The 17854-nt window shown below is 58.2% G+C and carries 17 protein-coding genes and 1 pseudogene; 7 read left to right on the plus strand and 11 right to left on the minus strand.

Features of this window, described 5'->3' with window-relative positions; translation table 11 throughout:
- Positions 1–12: 12 nt before the first annotated feature.
- The 6 genes from AB4O11_RS27925 to AB4O11_RS27950 are packed head-to-tail and all read right to left on the minus strand — an operon-like array spanning position 13 to position 7295.
- Entirely contained in the window at positions 13–1116 is a 1104-nt protein-coding gene (locus tag AB4O11_RS27925; protein WP_016986717.1) for a hypothetical protein, read from the minus strand.
- Positions 1107–2339, minus strand: a complete 1233-nt coding sequence (locus AB4O11_RS27930) for an MATE family efflux transporter (RefSeq protein WP_460091611.1) — start codon at positions 2337–2339, stop codon at positions 1107–1109. The genes AB4O11_RS27925 and AB4O11_RS27930 overlap by 10 nt, the downstream gene beginning before the upstream one ends.
- Entirely contained in the window at positions 2336–3448 is a 1113-nt protein-coding gene (locus AB4O11_RS27935; protein ID WP_414926296.1) for a polysaccharide pyruvyl transferase family protein, read from the minus strand. The genes AB4O11_RS27930 and AB4O11_RS27935 overlap by 4 nt, the downstream gene beginning before the upstream one ends.
- Positions 3449–3463: 15 nt before the next feature.
- Positions 3464–4546, minus strand: coding sequence for a glycosyltransferase (locus tag AB4O11_RS27940; RefSeq protein ID WP_095050484.1), 1083 nt, complete (start codon positions 4544–4546; stop codon positions 3464–3466).
- A 40-nt stretch (positions 4547–4586) separates the two neighbouring features.
- Positions 4587–6815, minus strand: coding sequence for a polysaccharide biosynthesis tyrosine autokinase (locus tag AB4O11_RS27945; protein ID WP_093433728.1), 2229 nt, complete (start codon positions 6813–6815; stop codon positions 4587–4589).
- Positions 6816–6854: 39 nt separating this feature from the next.
- Positions 6855–7295, minus strand: a complete 441-nt coding sequence (locus AB4O11_RS27950) for a low molecular weight protein-tyrosine-phosphatase (protein ID WP_093433725.1) — start codon at positions 7293–7295, stop codon at positions 6855–6857.
- A gap of 293 nt (positions 7296–7588) precedes the next feature.
- Between AB4O11_RS27950 and AB4O11_RS27955 the strand changes: the two are divergent.
- Positions 7589–8543, plus strand: a pseudogene (locus AB4O11_RS27955) (cellulase family glycosylhydrolase).
- Positions 8544–8745: 202 nt separating this feature from the next.
- On the plus strand, positions 8746–9672 hold the full coding sequence (gene tal, locus AB4O11_RS27960) for a transaldolase (protein WP_460129580.1): 927 nt from the start codon (positions 8746–8748) through the stop codon (positions 9670–9672).
- Between the two features lie 198 nt (positions 9673–9870).
- Here tal and rssC read toward each other — a convergent pair whose 3' ends face one another.
- Positions 9871–10353 (minus strand): anti-sigma factor antagonist RssC, encoded by a 483-nt coding sequence (gene rssC, locus AB4O11_RS27965; protein WP_460129582.1) that lies wholly within the window; start codon positions 10351–10353, stop codon positions 9871–9873.
- Positions 10353–11534, minus strand: a complete 1182-nt coding sequence (gene rssB / locus AB4O11_RS27970) for a two-component system response regulator RssB (RefSeq protein WP_016986724.1) — start codon at positions 11532–11534, stop codon at positions 10353–10355. The genes rssC and rssB overlap by 1 nt, the downstream gene beginning before the upstream one ends.
- Before the next feature lie 275 nt (positions 11535–11809).
- Here rssB and AB4O11_RS27975 point away from each other — a divergent pair, with 275 nt between their 5' ends.
- The gene (locus AB4O11_RS27975; protein WP_460129584.1) at positions 11810–12109 is read left to right on the plus strand and encodes a PilZ domain-containing protein; all 300 of its coding nucleotides are present in this window, start codon (positions 11810–11812) and stop codon (positions 12107–12109) included.
- Between the two features lie 52 nt (positions 12110–12161).
- Here AB4O11_RS27975 and AB4O11_RS27980 read toward each other — a convergent pair whose 3' ends face one another.
- Positions 12162–12851: an MlaA family lipoprotein gene (locus tag AB4O11_RS27980; protein WP_093433716.1), complete on the minus strand. Its 690-nt coding sequence runs from the start codon at positions 12849–12851 to the stop codon at positions 12162–12164.
- A gap of 197 nt (positions 12852–13048) precedes the next feature.
- Here AB4O11_RS27980 and AB4O11_RS27985 point away from each other — a divergent pair, with 197 nt between their 5' ends.
- Positions 13049–13669, plus strand: coding sequence for an HAD family phosphatase (locus tag AB4O11_RS27985; protein ID WP_460129586.1), 621 nt, complete (start codon positions 13049–13051; stop codon positions 13667–13669).
- Positions 13670–13777: 108 nt separating this feature from the next.
- Complete coding sequence (locus AB4O11_RS27990; RefSeq protein WP_116256590.1) at positions 13778–14041, plus strand: DUF4404 family protein; 264 nt, start codon at positions 13778–13780, stop codon at positions 14039–14041.
- 188 nt (positions 14042–14229) lie between these two features.
- On the opposite strand, the gene queF is transcribed toward AB4O11_RS27990, so the two are convergent.
- On the minus strand, positions 14230–15060 hold the full coding sequence (queF, locus tag AB4O11_RS27995; protein ID WP_460129588.1) for an NADPH-dependent 7-cyano-7-deazaguanine reductase QueF: 831 nt from the start codon (positions 15058–15060) through the stop codon (positions 14230–14232).
- A 61-nt stretch (positions 15061–15121) separates the two neighbouring features.
- The gene (copI, locus tag AB4O11_RS28000) at positions 15122–15655 is read right to left on the minus strand and encodes a copper-resistant cuproprotein CopI (RefSeq protein WP_093433708.1); all 534 of its coding nucleotides are present in this window, start codon (positions 15653–15655) and stop codon (positions 15122–15124) included.
- A gap of 164 nt (positions 15656–15819) precedes the next feature.
- On the opposite strand from copI, the gene AB4O11_RS28005 reads away from it, so the two are divergent.
- A complete protein-coding gene (locus tag AB4O11_RS28005) occupies positions 15820–16500 on the plus strand; it encodes a heavy metal response regulator transcription factor (protein ID WP_093433705.1) in 681 nt (226 codons plus the stop codon).
- Positions 16500–17846 (plus strand): heavy metal sensor histidine kinase, encoded by a 1347-nt coding sequence (locus AB4O11_RS28010; protein ID WP_460129590.1) that lies wholly within the window; start codon positions 16500–16502, stop codon positions 17844–17846. Before AB4O11_RS28005 ends, AB4O11_RS28010 begins: the two co-directional genes overlap by 1 nt.
- Positions 17847–17854 lie beyond the last annotated feature (8 nt).

Raw genomic sequence — 17854 nt, forward strand, 5'->3', positions numbered from 1 at the left:
AAAGCACCTGCCTCAATTCAGAATTCTTGATTCAACCTGCACCGGTTTGTTCGCCCGCAGCATCAAGCCCAGACCGACAAACAACACCGGCACCACCATCGAGAAGTGCCGGGCGAAGGAGCCGAAGTCCGGCTCGAACAGGCCTTGCACCAGCAGAAACGCCAGCGGAATCGCGATCAGTTCCTTGGGTTTGGTCTGGATCGGCGCGCCTTTGTAATCGGTCGAGGTGATGACTTTGAACAGCAGCAACGCGGTCATGATCATCAACGCGACGAAGATCACCTGCCCCGGCCCCGACAGCAGAATCAGCTCCACCGGGAACGACAGGCGGAAGAAGATGATCATCGAGTCCAGCGCCTGCGAAACGAAGTCGCTGCCGCTGAGCCACGACACGATCAACGATTTCGAGCCCTCCTCGCCCGCCGTGCGCAACTCGTTGTTACTGGCGCGGATCGACGACACCGGAAAGCCCAGGGCGAGCTGGATCGACATCGCCACCGCCAGATAAAACAGGAACAGCATCAGAAAGAACGTCGTGCGCGACACGTACTTTTTCATCACACAGACGCCGACCCACGACAGCGAAAACAAAATCCAGTAGGGCCGAATCAGCACACCGTAGATCACTGCCGAGAGGAAAAATCCGCCGCGATATTTTCGCGTCAGCGAGCTGAGCAAAATGCTCAACACCGCCACCGACACAATGATTTCCTTGGTCAGGTTCTCAAGGAAGAACGAGCGCACGATGCCCCACAGGCACAGGGTGCCGAAGATCGCCAACGGCATGCGCCGAAAAACCACCACCGGAATCGCCGTGAGGAAAAAATTGCAGAACATGCCGTAGGCCCAGGCATTGGTCAGGTTGATCCCGGTGGGCCGCAGCAGGAACGCCGAACACTCGTAGGACGAACGATCCGGCGAGAACGGGTTCCAGAAATTGCAGTTGTCGGCGCGGGCGTAGGACGACCACAACGTCATCGCATCCGGCCCCGGATCACGTGGAATCAACAGCGGCATCGCCACCGACAGAAACAGCCCGGTGAAGAGGATCAGGAACGAGACATACGAATCGAGTCGCTTGCCGCGAAACTCGATGCACGGCAGTTTCAGGCCCATGACAACGCAGCCTTTTTCCCGGCCGTTGCGCGGGTCAGCACGGCAATCACCAGCAGTTGCACGATGATCGCGAAGACATTGCCCCAAGCGGCGCCGTAAATCGAATAGTGCTTGATCAACACATAGCTGACCGGCACCGAAACCAGCAGACAGATCGCCGCGCTGGCGAGCGATACGCGGCTGTTTTTCGAGGCAATCAAACCGCCCCAGACGATGTCGCCAATCGCGCGCAAAGCGAAGGAAAAAATCAGCACGCCGAGGATCACATTGTCCGGACGCGGCACGCTGGTGGCGACGTAATCGAGCACCACGTTGAAAAACACATAGATCGCCACCGCCACCGCCGCCGACACCACCAGCGAGCGCATGACCCACTTGTTGACGAACAACTGCTTGACCGTGAACGCCTGCTGATCGGCTTGAAAACGCTTGGCCAACAACGGAATCCCGATCACCGCCACTACCGCATACGACAGCGCCTGCAAGGTGTTGGCTGCTGACCACGCGTACACGTATTGACCCAGTTTGGCGTACGGTTCGAGGTCGGCGATCAGAAACCGCTCGGCGCATTGACTCAACGCGATCAACCCGGTGCCGAGGTAAAACGGTAATCCCGCTTTCCATACAGTAGCAGTGGCCAGTGTCCCGGTTTCCCGGCCGTGATGAACGTTCACCACGATCAGGTAACCGGCGATGATCACCAGCACGTTGGCGGCGACCCACAACCACAACACACTGGCAATTCCCGAGACCCAGTCGAGCATCATCCCGCCCACCGCCAACAGCGCCCACAGGCCAGTCTTGATGAAAAACAGCAGCGCACCGGCCGTGGCTTTCTGCGCGGAAAACACGAACGAGTTGATCTCGAACGACAGATGCTCAGTGAGCAACACCAACGTCACACAAAGGATCAGCGCGGCGCTCGCTTCGACTTGCTGGAACAGCGAATAAATCAGCACCGTCACCACCGACAAGATCACGCCAACGGCGAGGTACAGCAGCAGCACCTTGTCGACCACGCGGCGCGAACTGCCGCCGACACTGATCAAGCGATTGATCTCGGAACTGAACCCGACACTGTAGAACTTCGACGCGATCAACGAAGCGGCGACCACCACACCGTAAAAACCCAGCGCTTCATACCCCAGGTAATGGGTGATCGCCAACACCAGCAAAAACTTCGCGCCCAATGCACCGCCGCGAAGCAGTAGCCGAAATATCATCGAACGACACCTTTGATGATCTCGTCCATGGCCACGGTTTTTGCCTCGATTTCACGGCAGGTATCGGTCAGGCGCTTGCCGAAATTCGACAACGCATTCGGCGCGTAAACCGTGTCGATGATGGTGTCGACATTGATGTCGCCGCCGTTGATCACCCAGTCTTCCACGCCCATGTCCTGATAGGCGCCGAAGCCTTTGCGTTCGTAGCTGATGTGGTACGCCGGCACGCCGGAAAGCAGCGATTCAATAGCGCCGTGCAGGCGTACGGAAATCACCAGGTCCGGCTGATACTTGGCAATCGTCGCCTTCAACGACAGCAAGTCTTCGCTAATGCCCAGTTCGCGATAGAACGCACCGTCATCGTTGCCGCGTACCGCGCTCTGTACGGCGCAGACCACTTTGCTTTTGTTCTTCAGGCGCTGCAGCAGCAACTTCAGATTGGCGACGTAAGCGACTTTCTTTTCCTTGCTCCACTCCGGCGGCTTGCGCAGTACCACGCACACCGTGGCTGGCGATGACGCACAGCGGGTGAATTTTGCTTGCTGGAGGATTTTGCTCGCCAGCGATTGCACCGCCAGATCCGGCGCACGGTAGACGTTGGCGCAGGCATCGAAAATCGCCGAAGAGCGGTTGTCACGGACGAATACCGCGTCGGCGCTGGCGTAGTGCTCGACGATTTTGCTGCTCTCGCCGTGGAACGGGCCGATGCTTTGCGGCAGGTACACCGACGGCACTTTGCTGAGGATCGCGGTTTCCAGTTGCTTGGCGTGGCCGAGTTTCAACTTGATATGTTCGAAAGCACTTTTTGAGCGCATGTAGCCGCCGCCGACGCCGACGATCAGGTCGGTTTTCTTCAACAGATCCGCCAGCCCGGCGTAGGACTGATTGAGAAACACCGCTTGCTTGACCCGGCCAAAACCCTTGGCCGCCATCACCGGCGCGTCGAAACGCGGGTGCGGCAAGTAGCTGAAAGAATCCGGATCGGAAGCCACGACACTGATCGCGGTGTCTTCGCCAAAGTTGCGCTGCACCAGGGCAATGGCCAGATCGACGAGCAAGCCGTCACCGGAGTTGGACGCACTGTAGCCATGCAAAATCGTTACGTTCATATGCTTGAGTTCTACTTAAAAAGTGGGAGCGCGATACAGGTCGTAGGTCTGGCGAATCATCAACGCGGCGCTGAAACGCTCGCGGACAATGCTCCGTCCTTCGTTGCCGAGGTCGAGCAAGCGTGGTTTCTGGATAATCGTCAGCACGTCGGCCAATGCCTGGTGATCACCGGACGGGAAGACATAACCGGAGACTTCATTGGTGACCAGTTCCGGCAGCGAGGTGCAGTTGCTGGCGATTACCGGCAAACCCATGGCCATGCCTTCCAGCGGCACCATGGCGAAACCTTCCCAGCGACTCGGCACGATCAGCGCATCGGCTTTCTGGTACAGCGCCTGCACTTCGCTCGGCGTGACCCATGGCAGGTATTCAACAGAGTCCATCGGCGGGCACTCCACCGCGTCCTCGTTCACCGCGCTGCCGACCACGGTCAGCTTCAAGTCTTTGCGCTGCACGTTGGCGAAGGCCTTGAGCAACACGTCGAAGCCTTTCTGATAATCGAGGCGACCGACGAAGAGCAGATGAATCGGCTCGGGACTCGCCGCTTTCGGCGCGTCATCCTTGTGGTGAATGCCGTTGTAGATCAGCTTCATGCGCTTGCGCTCGATACCGAAGCGCGCGGCTTTATCGAGTTCATACTGGCTGACGCAAATGATCACATCGGTGACTTTCTGCAGTACCCGCTCAATCCATGCATAGACTTTTTGCTTGGTCGGCGAGCTTTCCATCAGGAACGAAAACGCGTGCGGGCAGTAGACGATTTTCGGCTTGCGCCACGGTCGCAACAGCACACATACGCATCGCCCGATCACGCCGGAAAAGGTGCTGTGCAAATGCACCACGTCGGGTTTTTCCTTGAGCATCACCTGGGTCAAACGCCAGGCGAAACGCAGCAACGACGGCACATTGCGTCCAGTGCGGGGAAAGGTGCGGATCTGCTGCGCGCCGATGCCGTGCAACTCTTTGGCCTGATCGTCCGGGACCAGGTACACCAGCTCGTAGTTCGCCGCATCACCTTCAGGCGAAGCCGAAATCGTCCGGATCACCGTCGCGACGCCACCTTTGATCGTCTCTGCCACGTGCAGTATTTTCTTCACAAATCACCCACTTCAAACAGGAAAAAACAGTCGCTGACAGTCAGGATTTGTCGGACGCGTATTCGTAGTTGTAATAGCCGTAACCGCCATTGCCGTAGTAGCTGGCCGCACGCTTCTCGACGCCGTTGAACACCGCGCCTTTCAACTCGATGCCGTTCTGCGCGAAGCGGCGAATGGTCAGTTCGATCTCTTTGGCCGGGTTCACCCCGAAGCGCGTGACGATCAGGCTGATCCCGGCTTCACGGCCGACGATGGCCGCATCGGTCACCGCCAGCAGCGGCGGCGTATCGATGATCACCAGGTCGTAGCGCTCGCTCAGTTCCGCCAACAGCTCGCGGAAGTTGGCGTGCATCAACAGCTCGGAAGGATTCGGCGGCACCTGGCCACGGCTGATGAAGTGCAGGTTGTCGATTTCGACCTTGTTGATTGCCTGATCGATGCTGCAGCGCTTGACCAGCAGATCGGACAAGCCGTTGGTGATCGGTGTGTTGAGGGTTTTGTGCAGGTGACCTTTGCGCATGTCGGCATCGATCAGCACCACGCGCTGCCCGCTCAAAGCCATGACCGCGGCGAGGTTGGACGAGACGAAGGTCTTGCCGACCTGTGGGCTCGGCCCGGAAATCATGATGCGGTTGTTGGTCGAATCGAGCCCGGCGAAGTGCAGGCAGGTGCGCAGGCTGCGGATCGATTCAATCGACAGATCCGTCGGATTGCGCAAGGCCAGCAGGTACGCCGGTTTGTCGACACCGTCGCGGGCGCGGCCTTTTTTGTTGTCTTCTTCATCCTGCAAGGCGCTGTACGGAATCGACGCGTACACCGGCAAACCGAGTTGCTCGATGGCTTCCGGGCCTTCCAGACCACGACTCAGGGATTTGCGCAGCAGCACCAGCGCCACGCCGACAAAAGCGCCGAGGAAGGTGGCGATCAGCACGATCAGGGCTTTTTTCGGTTTGACCGGACTGGTCAGGTCGACATCCGCTGCGTCGACCAGACGCACGTTACCCACGGCACCGGCGCGGACGATGTCCAGCTCCTGGGATTTGTTCAGCAACTGCGTGTAGATCTGCGAGGCCACTTCGACATCGCGGGTCAGGTTGAGCAGCTCTTGTTGGGTCGCGGGCAGATCGCCGACTTTGCCTTCCAGCGACTTCTGTTGCTGGGTTAACTCACCAATCTGGCTCATCAACGCGCGATAGGCCGGGTGCTGTTTGGTGAACTTGCGATCCATCTCCGCCTGCTGCATTTTCAGCTCGGAGATCCGCGTTTCCAGCGCTACCGACTGACCGAGCACCGACTGGGTTTCCAGCGAGATGTTCACGGTCTTGCCGTGGGTCTGATAGGCGTTCAACGCATCGCTGGCCTTGGCCAGATCACGCTTGACCTGCGGCAACTGGCTTTGCAGGAAAGCCAGACTCTGCGCTGCTTCGGCCGAGGTGCGGCGCACGTTCTGATCGACGTACAGCGCGGCGATCTTGTTGAGGATCTTCACCGCTTCAGCGGCGTCGCTGCTGGCCAGCGCCAGTTTGATAATTCCCGATTCCTTGCCCTGCTCGGAGATATCCAGCGCGTCCTGATAACCCTGAATGGTCACGATTCGCGGATTGCGCACCACTTCGAAACGCGTACCGGGATTGGCCAACAACTGAGTGATCTGCCCTTCTACGCCGTCCTGCGCGAACGCTTCGCTGGCGACGCCTTCGACCAGCAGATTGTCGTTGTCATCGAGCAACTGGAAGTGCTTCTGTTCGCCGGCGATCAGGGTGAGTTTCTTGCCCAACAACTCTTTGGGCAGATTGAGCCGGGCAAACTCCAGGCGCTCACCGCCCCAGGCATAACTGTTCAGACCGAAACGCGGCGCAGCAACGCTGGTTTCGGTCTCGCCGCGATAACGCCGGGCGAGAAAGCCGCCAATCATCGGGAAGGTGTTGGGGGTGACATCGATGTCCAGCCGCAGGTCGTCGACGGTTTTGCCGATCACCGCGCGGGATTTGATGATGCCGATTTCGGTCACCGACGGCGATTGCCCACCGAGCATGCTGTTGAGGTCGGAGAAACCGAGCATGTCGTTCTTTTTCGGCTCGACCTGCACCAACGCATTGGCCAGGTATACGGGCGTGGCCAAAACCGCGTACGCGACACCGGTCACCATGAAGGCGCCGGTGAGCGCGCCGATCAACCATTTCTGATCGATCAGGCTGCCAAATATGCCGAGCAGATCAATACTGTCTTGATCGTTGTCACGGGTGCCGATTACTGACGGTAACTGCATAAGTCTGTTCTTACCATTCACTGATCTGAAGAATATTCATCAATGCCCGAGGCGCTGCGCCCATGAACTAACAGCATCTTCAATCAATGCATGGGCATGAATAAAAGCGGCCTTGCCTTGACGATACGGGTCCTGTATTTCGCGCTCGCTCTGCCACTTGCCGAGCAGAAACACTTTGCCTCTGGCGTGAGAGGCAATCTTCAGTACTTGATTAACATGCTGTTTTTCCATGACCAGAATCAGGTCTGATTCATTGACGATGTCTGCGGTCAGTTGCCGTGCCATGAAGCCTTCGGCGTTATGGCCATGGTCTTCGAGCACTTGCCGCGCGGACGCTTCTACACCCTCGCCCACCCGCGCCGACAGGCCTGCGGAGGAAACGGTGATCGCTGAGGGGGCCAGCGCGTTACGCAGCATCAGTTCTGCCGTCGGACTACGGCATATATTGCCCACGCAAACGACAAGGATCTTTCTGAACAAGGTTTTACTTTCCTGTGTAATGTCAAACGGCCAACATCCGAGAGCAATTGAATGAACCCTCAAGATCTTCCTGCACTCAGAAATAGATTCGCCCTGTTAGTACCGAAGCATTAAGTACCACAGCGTTTAAAAGCCCCCCAACCACTATTAACGGACTAAAAATAACTGTGATTTTCGAGTGATTGTTTTCCGACAAAAACTAACATTCGCGCACTAAGTGCCATCACCTCACTCGAAAATTGAGAAACGAGATCATTTATTCGCAGTTGTCACTTCTCTTCGGGAGAGCAGACATGAAACCAACACATCTCAAAAGACTCGGCGCTTTGGCGTTGATGGCGCTGGGTGCAACTCAGGTTCACGCCAGCACCCTGTTTCCCAACCTTCCAGCCAAGAACATCGGTGTGCAGGTGAAGATCCAGAACTTCACGGCCGCCGACGCCGCGCAGATCAAATCGGCAGGCTTCGGTTTTGTCCGCTTCGGTGTGTGGAGCGACAGCCTGACAGCCAAGGCTTATCAGAAACAGGTCAGCGATGCCTTCGCCGCAGCCCAGTCTGCGGGCCTGCCTGTGTTGCTGACGGTCCGCGCGATCAAGGCGTTGCCCGCCACCTCGAGCGCCGAGCTGAGCACTGCCGGTGAAGGCTTCGCCAAAGCCGTGACGGGGCTGCAACAGTCGTACAGCGCGCAACTGGTGGCGATCGAGTTATGGAATGAGCCGGACACTGGAAACCTACTGGCCGACGCGCAATTTCGACACCACGTTTGTGCCGTTCATGAGCGGCGTGTGCAAGGCGCTGCAGGAGCAGCCTCCATCGACGCCCGTGATCGGTTACGGCTTCGCTCGCCCGCCTAGCGCAGGCTCGGCTGCAACCGTGGCGCTGAACCGCATCGTCAGCGAATACCCCAAATGCCTGAGCGCCGTGTCCTACCACCCCTACGGCATGACCGCCACGCAGATCAGCAATGCGCAAAACTTCATTCAGCAAAACTTCCATCTACCGGGAGTCATCAGTGAATGGGGCATCTCGGCACTCGCCTCCAATGGTGGGCCTGAAGGACAAGCGAGCAAGATCAACACGTTTATTGGCGATGTTAAAAAACTCAATATTCCGCTGACGTCCATTTATGAATGGAAGAACAGTGATTCGGGCAGCAACGATCGCGAGAAGAACTTCGGCCTGCTGACCTCTGACGGGCAGCCGAAACCGGCGCGTATGTCCGTCGAAGCCCTGTTGAACGCCCAGTAGCGCATGCACAACCGGCCTGTACGCAGGTCGGTTGCTTTGAACCTGTTGGCTGTTTTGGCATCGTATTCATCGATACCGCGTCCCGCCTTCCAAACAATCGTTTTCAGGTTGTTGCTGCAGGGGCCATCGATACACGCACCTACCCTTGAGTGGCCGTCAGCGCTCGGGTAATGTCATCAGACCCATAGGACAGAGCACGCCCATGACTTCCAAGCTGGAACAACTCAAACAATTCACCACCGTAGTTGCCGACACCGGCGACTTCGAAGCGATCGCCCGAGTCAAACCGGTCGACGCCACCACCAACCCGTCCCTGCTGCTCAAAGCGGCAGCCATTCCGGCCTACGCCGAGCTGCTGAACGCCTGCGTCAGCGACTGCAAGGGCGATGTCGGCCCGGCCAGCGACCGTTTCGGCGTCGCGGTCGGCCAGGAAATTCTCAAAGTGATCCCGGGCCGTATCTCCACTGAAGTGGATGCGCGTCTGTCGTTCGATAAGGATGCGGTGCTCAAACGCGCGCATCGCTTGATCGAGCTGTACGACAAGGCCGGCATTGGCCGCGATCGCGTACTGATCAAGATCGCCTCGACCTGGGAAGGCATCCGCGCCGCCGAAGTGCTGGAGAAGGAAGGCATCCAGACCAACCTGACCCTGCTGTTCTCCTTCGCCCAGGCCGCCGCTTGCGCCGACGCTGGCGTGTTCCTGATTTCGCCATTCGTGGGCCGCATCTACGACTGGTACAAGAAGGCCAACGGTAACGACTACACCGGCGCTGATGATCCGGGCGTGCAGTCGGTCACCCGCATCTACAACTACTACAAGGCCAATGACTACAAGACCGTGGTCATGGGCGCGAGCTTCCGCAACCTCAATCAGATCGAGCAACTGGCCGGCTGCGACCGCCTGACCATCAGCCCGGACCTGATCGACAAGCTGGCGGCCGATACCGGCAAGCTGGAGCGTAAACTGGCACCGGGCAACGCCGGTGAAGCCCGTCTGAGCCTCAATGAAGCGCAGTTCCGCTGGTTGTCCAACGAAGACGCGATGGCTACCGAGAAACTGGCTGAGGGCATCCGTCAGTTTGCTCGCGACCAGGAGAAGCTTGAGGCGCTGTTGCAGGCCAAGCTGTGATTTGAGCGGTTGAAATGCAAAAGGGCGAACCTTCACAGGTTCGCCCTTTTTTTATTCTGCATTGGGAGCCGCGTTGACTGAACTTAAGCCTTCGCGAGCAAGCTCGCTCCCACAAGGGGATTGGTGATCGACACTGATCCAGTGTGGGAGCGAGCTTGCTCGCGAAGAGGCCGGCCCAGACAACATCACGTCATGAGATCAATGCCGCTCGAGGGCATTCACCAGGTCATGGAACGCTTCACGATTGGAATCGTTCAGGCCCATGAGGATCTTGTGCGCTTCAAGCACCTTGATCCGCACCACTTCTTCCGACTGGTCCTGATCAGGCAGGTCGTCCGGGCACTCCGGGCATGGCACCGGGTGGTTGACGATGTTGAACACCTGCTCGAAACCCATCGATTGCAACAAACGGGTGATGTCTTCGTGGGTGGTAACGACGGTCGGCAGCAGGCCGACCTTCTGCCGCGACAGGATCGACAGTTTGGCCAACAGGCCCAACGTCGTGCTGTCGATGCTGCGGGTTTCGGTCAAATCTATCACGATCGCGTTGAAATTCAGCGCGGTGAAGATTTTCTCAATAGTCGCATCCAACGCCGAACACAGGGTCAGGCGAACTTCACCGACGAACTTCAGGACGAAGGTGCCGTCCTGCTCGGCGAACTGGATTCTACCGGTACTCATTAAAGATTCCTGCTCAACACCAACAGGGCGATATCATCCGGCATCTCCCCTAGCGTGGCCAATCCAAACACTTGCCGCAGACCATCCAGGCTGCCGCCCGCCGACTTCACCCGTTGAGGCAAAGCGGCTTCTTTTTCTTTGAGCGTAGGTTCTGGCAAAAGATCCAGAATGCCATCGGACATCAGCGTCAGGCTGAATGTCGGCGGCAGCTCAAGCACGTGGTCTTCGTAGGTGGCTTCATTGAAGAGGCCCACCGGCAGACCACGCCCTTCGAGATAACGAACACTGTCAGGCGTGTACAACACAGGCAACGGCAGATGGCCGCCGATGCTATAGGTCAACAAACCGGTCTCCTCGTCGATGACTCCACCGACCATTGTGACGTGTTTACCCAGCTTACAACTGATCAGCCCCCGGTTGATATGACCAAGGACTTCAGAAGGTTTGAATTCCGGCAATGTGCCGTTGCGCTTGGATTCGAACAGCAAGCGCGTGGTCATGAACTTCAGCAGCACGGTGACGAAGGCTGAAGAAGCGCCATGCCCGGATACATCGGCCAGGTAAAACGCGACCCGGCGCTCGTCGACACGGAAATAGTCGACAAAATCACCCGACAGGTACAACGACGGGATGATCTGGTGCGCGAACTTGAACTCGTCGATGCTCCACGGGCTTTCCGGCAGCATGTTCATCTGCACCTGGCGACCGGCGTTCTGGTCTTCCTGGAGCAGGTTCAGGCTGGCCTCGAGCTCGCGGTTGGCCTTCTCCAGCTTCTCGCGATAGCGCTGGTTTTCCAGCAGCAGGCGCGCACGATCGAGGGCCCGGCGCACAGAGTGCTCGAGCACAGCCAGATCTTCGAGAGGCTTGATCAGGTAATCCGCCGCGCCCAGGCGCAGGGCCTCGACCGCGTCGTTCATCACGCCGGCACCCGACACCACGATCACCGGCGTTTGCGGCGATCGCTCGGTGACCTGACGGATCAGTTCGAGACCGCCCATCTGCGGCATGCGCAGATCGCAGATGACCAGGTCGGGCGTGTCTTGCTCGAATACCTGAAGACCCTGTTGGCCGTTGCTGGCCTGCAGGACGCTGAAACCACTGTCTTCCAAATAGGCCGCGAGGCTCGCGCGCACTACTTCGTCATCATCGATTATCAGCAGCGTGGCACTGGTTTTTGGCATGTGGGCAAACGGCGCCAGAATTAGGTTGGCGTAGTTGGCGGGGCATCTGGCCCTGCGCAGACTACTGGATTCGCTTTCTAGCCTCTCTGCTGCACCGCTTTCGAGCATTGACTGCAAACGCGGTTGCACCAGAGGTGCCCTTCTAAGGCGCAGACGGTACTCCCATCCGCAGAGCGTTTCAAGCATGCGCCGATGGTCGCTTGACGACTTTACTTGTCAAATCACCGAGAGTTATAAGAACAGCTCAAACCGTAACCCAATGGAAGGACGAACCTATGAGTCAAACCAGTCGGGACTACAGCGAAAAGCGCGATTTCATCCGCATGCGGGTCGATGCCGATGTCGTGTTGATTCATGAAGGTGATGAAGTTTCAGGGGTGTGCATCGACCTCTCCAGCACCGGCATGCAGGTCGAAGCGCCGCGCCAGTTTACGGTCGGCGACCGTTTGAGCGTACGCATCGACTCCGACCACGCGGCACTCACTGGCCTTGAGGCCGAGACCGAAGTGGTCTGGATTCGAGCACAGGATGACGGCGGCCAGAAACTCGGTCTGACCATCCTGAAGATGAAATAGCTACACACAAAAAAGGCGACCCTGAGGTCGCCTTTCTTTTTACCGGTCGAGATTAAAAATCGTCTTCGACCTGGCCATCCTTCACTTTGAACTCGCGGTTCTGCAAGTAAGCGTTGCGGATGAAGGTGTACTTGTCGCCGCTGATCAGCTTCTCGCTCGACAGCAGGCTCGCGCGGGTGTCGACGATGTTCAGGCCGAAGATCGAATTACGCGCCGGCACGTCGTCGATGTAGCGGTACATACCGGTGTAGCTGTCGACGTATTTCGACGGTGCATCACGCAGGGTGCTTGGGCCGAGCAATGGCAGCATTACGTACGGACCGCTGCCGACGCCCCAGTAACCGAGGGTCTGACCAAAGTCTTCATCGCTGCGGTTCAGGCCCATTTTGGTGCCGACATCAAAGAAGCCGAGCAGACCGAACGTGGTGTTGAAGATCAGACGTGCAGTGTCGACGCCAGCGGCAGCCGGTTTGGCCTGCAGGATGTTGTTTGCAAGGTTGGTGACGTCACCGACGTTGCGGAACATGTTGTGAATGCCGTCTTCGAGAAACTGCGGTGTAACGAACTCATAGCCCTGCGCCAATGGCTTCAGCGCGTAGGTGTCAACGAAGTCGTTGAACTGGAAGATCGGACGGTTGACGCTTTCCCAAGGGTCTTCTTCCGTTGCCGCCTGAGAGGCAAACGGGGCCAGCAACAGGCCGGCACATACACAAAGCTGAGCGAGCGGATTGCTCCAGCGCATAGAAAAACTCCTTGGAATGGTACTGTCGCGGACCTCTGGGTCCGGGTATTCAGGTCGCTAGTATAAGCGCAAAAGCTCGTTTGGACAGTCTGCGCAATGAAGCAGTCTGTAGGACGCTTCGCGCGTCGCCTTCACACCGCTGTCATCCAACTGTCACTGAGACGCCCTAGCCTGATCGTTATTTCAGGGACGTTGCCATGACACACGCCGAAACCTTGCCCGTCGCCGCCCCCAGCCTGACGGCCGTACTGTTCGGACTCAGCGGTTGTCTGGTGGATTTCGGTGCTCGCGCCCGGCAACAGACGATCGCCCTGCCCGAGCATGCCGAGCCCACACCCGGCGCACTCGACAGCCTGCACAGCCTGCAGCGCCAGCAGATTCCCTGCGCCTGGCTAGATGAATTGCCCCCGCCCCTCGCGCAAGCGTTGTCGGTCTCATTGCCAGCGTGGATCAAACCCGCGCAACATTCGGCAACAATCAATCCATGGCCCGCCCCGAACGCCTGTTGGCAAGCATTGATGACGCTGAACGTCGACAGCCTGGACGGTTGCGTGCTGGTCAGTGGCGAACCGCGCCTGCTGGAAGCTGGACTGAATGCCGGCCTGTGGACCATCGGCCTCGCCTCCTGCGGCTCGCTCTGCGGCCTGGCACCTCAGGAATGGCAAGCCTTGAGCCAGAAAGAACGCGAACACTTGCGTGGCAAGGCCACCGTGCAGTTATTCGGGCTGGGCGTGCATTCGGTAATCGATCACCTGGGTGAACTCGACACTTGCCTGGCGGACATCCGCCTGCGCCGCCTCAAAGGCGAAAAGCCCTGACCGGGATCATGCAGGTTTGCCGGGAGTGGATTAATCTAAAGGTCAGCCATAGACCTTTGGCGCGCGGCTGCGGTCAATGCCAGTGCCTATTGATAAAAGGAAAACACCATGCCCGCCCAAGAACTGCAAAAACAGCTCGAGACCCTGCGCGAGCAGCTGGAGCAGAATCCGCCGCTGTCGGAAGCTGAACGGGAAGATTTGCACGCGCTGATGGCGCAGATTGAACTGGAACTTGAACTCGAAACCAAGACCAACGATTCGAACATTGCCGACGGCGTGAACCTCGCCGTTGAACGCTTTGAAGTTGACCATCCAACCATAGCTGGCACCTTGCGCAATATCGTCAACGCGCTGGGCAGCATGGGGATCTGATTCCCCCCGAAACGCAAAAAGCCCTGCCATCACTGGCAGGGCTTTTTCATTTCCGGACTTGAAACACACTTCCCTGTGGGAGCGAGCTTGCTCGCGAATGCGGTGAGTCATTCAACGATGATGTCGACTGACACGACGCCTTCGCGAGCAAGCTCGCTCCCTCATGGGATATCGCACATTCTGGATCTTTATTGACGTACGAGCCGGTGGTTCGGCAGCTGTACGCTTTCGGTGCTGCGATACGGATTGATATCCAGACCACCACGACGCACGTAACGTGCAAATACCGTTAATTTCTCGGGTTTCAACAAGCGCTGCAGATCGAGGAAAATCCGCTCCACACACTGCTCATGGAAGTCCGAATGCTGGCGGAAGCTGACGATGTATTCCAGCAGTCTCGCATGATCCAGTGCCGAGCCACGATATTCCACCACCACCGTGCCCCAGTCTGGCTGGCTGGTCACCGGGCAATTGGATTTGAGCAGATGGCTGTGCACGCTCTCTTCCACAATCCGCGAATCATCGCAGCGCAGCAATTCCGGGCGCGGATGCTCATAGTTGCTGACGCTGATATCCAGATCATCAATGCACACGCCGGGCAATGCCACGACGCCTTCCGCTTCAACGTCCTTCAGGCTGCGGACCCGAACGCCCACCGGTTTACCGGCGGCGGCCGACAAATCCTTGACCAGCGTCGCCTCCAGGCTCGCAACGTCGGCAAACGCCGTCTGGTTCAGCGAGTTCAGGTACAACTTGAACGACTTCGACTCAATGATATTCGGCGAATCCGCCGGAATGCTGAACTCGCCGATCGCCACCACCGGCTTGCCCGACGGCAGCAGCCACGACAGCTCGAAGCAGTTCCAGAAATCCACACCTTTATACGGCAGGGTTTCGGCGGTCAGGCCCAGTTCGGCCCATTTCGCGGTGCGCGGAATCGGGAACAGCAGGGACGGCGTGTATGTGGCGATGTATTCGCTGGATTTGCCCAGCGGCGAATGTTCGGCTGCGGGATGCATGGCGGAAACCTGACTGAAGAATCAGCGGATTCTACCAGTCTTTGCCCGCGCCTTTGAGTGCTTACTGACTGACCGTCAGTTTGCCGACCATGCCCGCCTGATAATGCCCGGGAATATTGCAGGCGAATTCCAGGCTCGTGGCCTTGCTGAAGGTCCAGGTCAGCTCGGCAGTTTTGCCCGGCTCGACCAACACGCTATTGGGGTCATCGTGCTTCATGCCGTGGCCCATCGCTGCGTGATCCATGCCAGCCATATCGTGGGACATTTCCTTCATACCGGTAGGCGTAAGCATGCCGCTTTGCTGCATCTGCAACATTTCCTGCTGGTGTTTGGCGTGCATCGCTGCGTCACCGAGGTTGAATTCGTGCAACAACTGGCCTTTATTCACCAGCACAAAACGAACGGTCTCACCGGCCTTGATCTGAATCGCCTTGGGGTCGAACGACATGTCGTTCAACACCACTTCAATGCTACGCGTGGCGTTGGCGGCAGCTGCTGGCTGGCCAAAATCGTAGGTGTGAGCTGGCGCGGCCCACACTGGCGAACTCAGCGCCAACAGACAGGCAGCCAACGTCAGGGATTGGCGTAAAAACATGGTCGTTCTCCAACAAGATAAGGTTCAGCCTGTGGGAAACTTTAGCCGGCCTGCGCTGGCATCTACCTGACAGGCAGATTACAACTTTGTCAGGTTGGCGCCTGTCGCCTGCTCTCAAGGTATAAAGCTTTCGTTTCTACACCCCGAACAAAACCGAGTTGCCCATGAAACTGTTGATCGTCGAAGACCAAGCGAAAACCGGCCAATACCTGCGCCAGGGCCTGACCGAGGCCGGGTTCAATACGGAGCTGGTGGCCGATGGCAACAGCGGTCAGCAACTGGCACTGAGCGGTGATTTTGCGCTGCTGATCCTCGACGTGATGCTGCCGGGCCGCAACGGCTGGCAGATTCTGCAAGCGGTGCGCAGCGCCGGGCTGGATACGCCGGTACTTTTTCTGACGGCCAAAGACGCCGTGGAAGACAGGGTGCATGGCCTGGAACTGGGCGCCGACGACTATCTGGTCAAACCGTTCGCCTTCTCCGAACTGCTGGCGCGGGTGCGCAGCCTGTTGCGTCGCGGCAGTGCTACACCGCAAGAAACCAGCCTGCAATTGGCCGATCTGCGTCTGGACCTGATTCGCCGTCGGGTCGAACGCAGTGGCCAACGCATTGATCTCACCGCCAAGGAATTCGCGCTTTTGGAAATGCTTCTGCGTCGTCAGGGTGAGGTGCTGCCGAAATCGCTGATCGCCTCACAGGTCTGGGACATGAATTTCGACAGCGACACCAATGTCATCGAAGTGGCGATCCGCCGTTTGCGTCTGAAAATCGACGATGAATTCCCCAACAAACTGATCCACACCGTGCGCGGCATGGGTTACGTGCTCGAAGAGCGTGGCGCCTGATGCGTCGTTTGTCTCTGAGTTCACGCCTGGCCTTGTTGTTTGCCGCCTGCACCGCGGTGGTTTCGCTGTTCGCCGGGGTGTTGTTCAACCGTGCCAGCGAAGCGCACTTCATCGAACTCGACCAGCAACAACTGGACGGCAAGCTGATCGGCCTGCGCCGCGCCTTGCAGGATCTTCAACCCGGCCAACGTGAAGCACGGCTGGCGGATGAGTTGAGTCGTCAGGCCGATCTGTCGCTGCGCATCACTGGCGGCGACGGCCAACGCTGGTACGACAGTTCGACGCTAATCCCCAAGGATTTACCGCAACAATCCGGCCTGTCGACTGTTAGCAACGACGGCACCGATTACCGCGTGCTCAACGCCCCGCTCTACCCGGACAAAGCCGATTCACCGCAATTGTCCTTGTTGCTCGACATCACCCATCACCAACACTTCCTGCAACGCATGCAGCACCTGATCTGGCTGACGGTCGGTCTCTCGGCGCTGGCCACTGCCTTGCTCGGCGCCTGGGCGGCCCGCAGCGGCTTGCGTCCATTGCGGCGCATGAGCGCGGTCGCCCGTGGGATTTCCGCCCAATCGCTGAATGCCCGACTGCCGGAAGCGCAAATGCCGCCCGAGCTTGCGGAAATGGCCCACAGCTTCAACGCCATGCTCGCACGCCTCGACGACTCGTTTCAGCGGCTTTCGGCGTTTTCCGCCGACATCGCTCATGAGTTGCGCACGCCATTGTCGAACCTGCTAACCCACACTCAAGTCACCCTCACCCGCCCTCGGCCGATCGAGGATTACCGCGAAGCGCTGCACAGCAACCTCGAAGAGCTGCAATGGATGGCGCAACTGGTCAACGACATGTTGTACCTGGCCAAGGCTGACCACGGTTTGCTGATGCCCAAGCGCGAAGCGCTGGAACTGGCGGATGAAACGGATGTGCTTTTGGAGTTTTTTGCGCCGCTGGCGGAGGACGCCGGGGTCAAGCTGAGGCGCGAGGGCCGTGCGCGGATCGAGGGTGATCGCAGCATGTTACGCCGGGCGCTGTCGAATTTGCTGGATAACGCACTGCGGTTTACCCCGGCTGAGGGCTATGTGAGCTTGCGGATCGTTGAGCAACCGAACGCTGTGCGCGTTTCAATAGAGAACAGTGGCGAGGGGATTTCTGCGGAGCTGCTGCCACGCTTGTTCGACCGGTTTTATCGGGCCGATCCGGCGCGGCAGGAAGGCAGCAGTGAGCATGCAGGGCTGGGGCTGGCGATTACTCAGTCGATCGTCCGCGCCCATGGTGGGCAGATTCATTGCGAATCTGAAGCAGGATGGACGCGGTTTGTGATTGAGCTACCTCGAACCTGATCGTTCCC

Source organism: Pseudomonas sp. H1_D05, from assembly GCF_054682705.1.

Coding starts and splice junctions, on each gene's coding strand:
- AB4O11_RS27925 (WP_016986717.1), bottom strand. CDS start 1,116: ATGGGCCTGAAACTGCCGTGCATCGAGTTTCGCGGCAAGCGACTCGAT.
- AB4O11_RS28005 (WP_093433705.1), top strand. CDS start 15,820: ATGAAACTGTTGATCGTCGAAGACCAAGCGAAAACCGGCCAATACCTG.
- AB4O11_RS27985 (WP_460129586.1), top strand. CDS start 13,049: ATGACACACGCCGAAACCTTGCCCGTCGCCGCCCCCAGCCTGACGGCC.
- queF (WP_460129588.1), bottom strand. CDS start 15,060: ATGCATCCCGCAGCCGAACATTCGCCGCTGGGCAAATCCAGCGAATAC.
- rssC (WP_460129582.1), bottom strand. CDS start 10,353: ATGAGTACCGGTAGAATCCAGTTCGCCGAGCAGGACGGCACCTTCGTC.
- AB4O11_RS27935 (WP_414926296.1), bottom strand. CDS start 3,448: ATGAACGTAACGATTTTGCATGGCTACAGTGCGTCCAACTCCGGTGAC.
- AB4O11_RS27975 (WP_460129584.1), top strand. CDS start 11,810: ATGAGTCAAACCAGTCGGGACTACAGCGAAAAGCGCGATTTCATCCGC.
- tal (WP_460129580.1), top strand. CDS start 8,746: ATGACTTCCAAGCTGGAACAACTCAAACAATTCACCACCGTAGTTGCC.
- AB4O11_RS27980 (WP_093433716.1), bottom strand. CDS start 12,851: ATGCGCTGGAGCAATCCGCTCGCTCAGCTTTGTGTATGTGCCGGCCTG.
- copI (WP_093433708.1), bottom strand. CDS start 15,655: ATGTTTTTACGCCAATCCCTGACGTTGGCTGCCTGTCTGTTGGCGCTG.
- rssB (WP_016986724.1), bottom strand. CDS start 11,534: ATGCCAAAAACCAGTGCCACGCTGCTGATAATCGATGATGACGAAGTA.
- AB4O11_RS27945 (WP_093433728.1), bottom strand. CDS start 6,815: ATGCAGTTACCGTCAGTAATCGGCACCCGTGACAACGATCAAGACAGT.
- AB4O11_RS27990 (WP_116256590.1), top strand. CDS start 13,778: ATGCCCGCCCAAGAACTGCAAAAACAGCTCGAGACCCTGCGCGAGCAG.
- AB4O11_RS27930 (WP_460091611.1), bottom strand. CDS start 2,339: ATGATATTTCGGCTACTGCTTCGCGGCGGTGCATTGGGCGCGAAGTTT.
- AB4O11_RS28010 (WP_460129590.1), top strand. CDS start 16,500: ATGCGTCGTTTGTCTCTGAGTTCACGCCTGGCCTTGTTGTTTGCCGCC.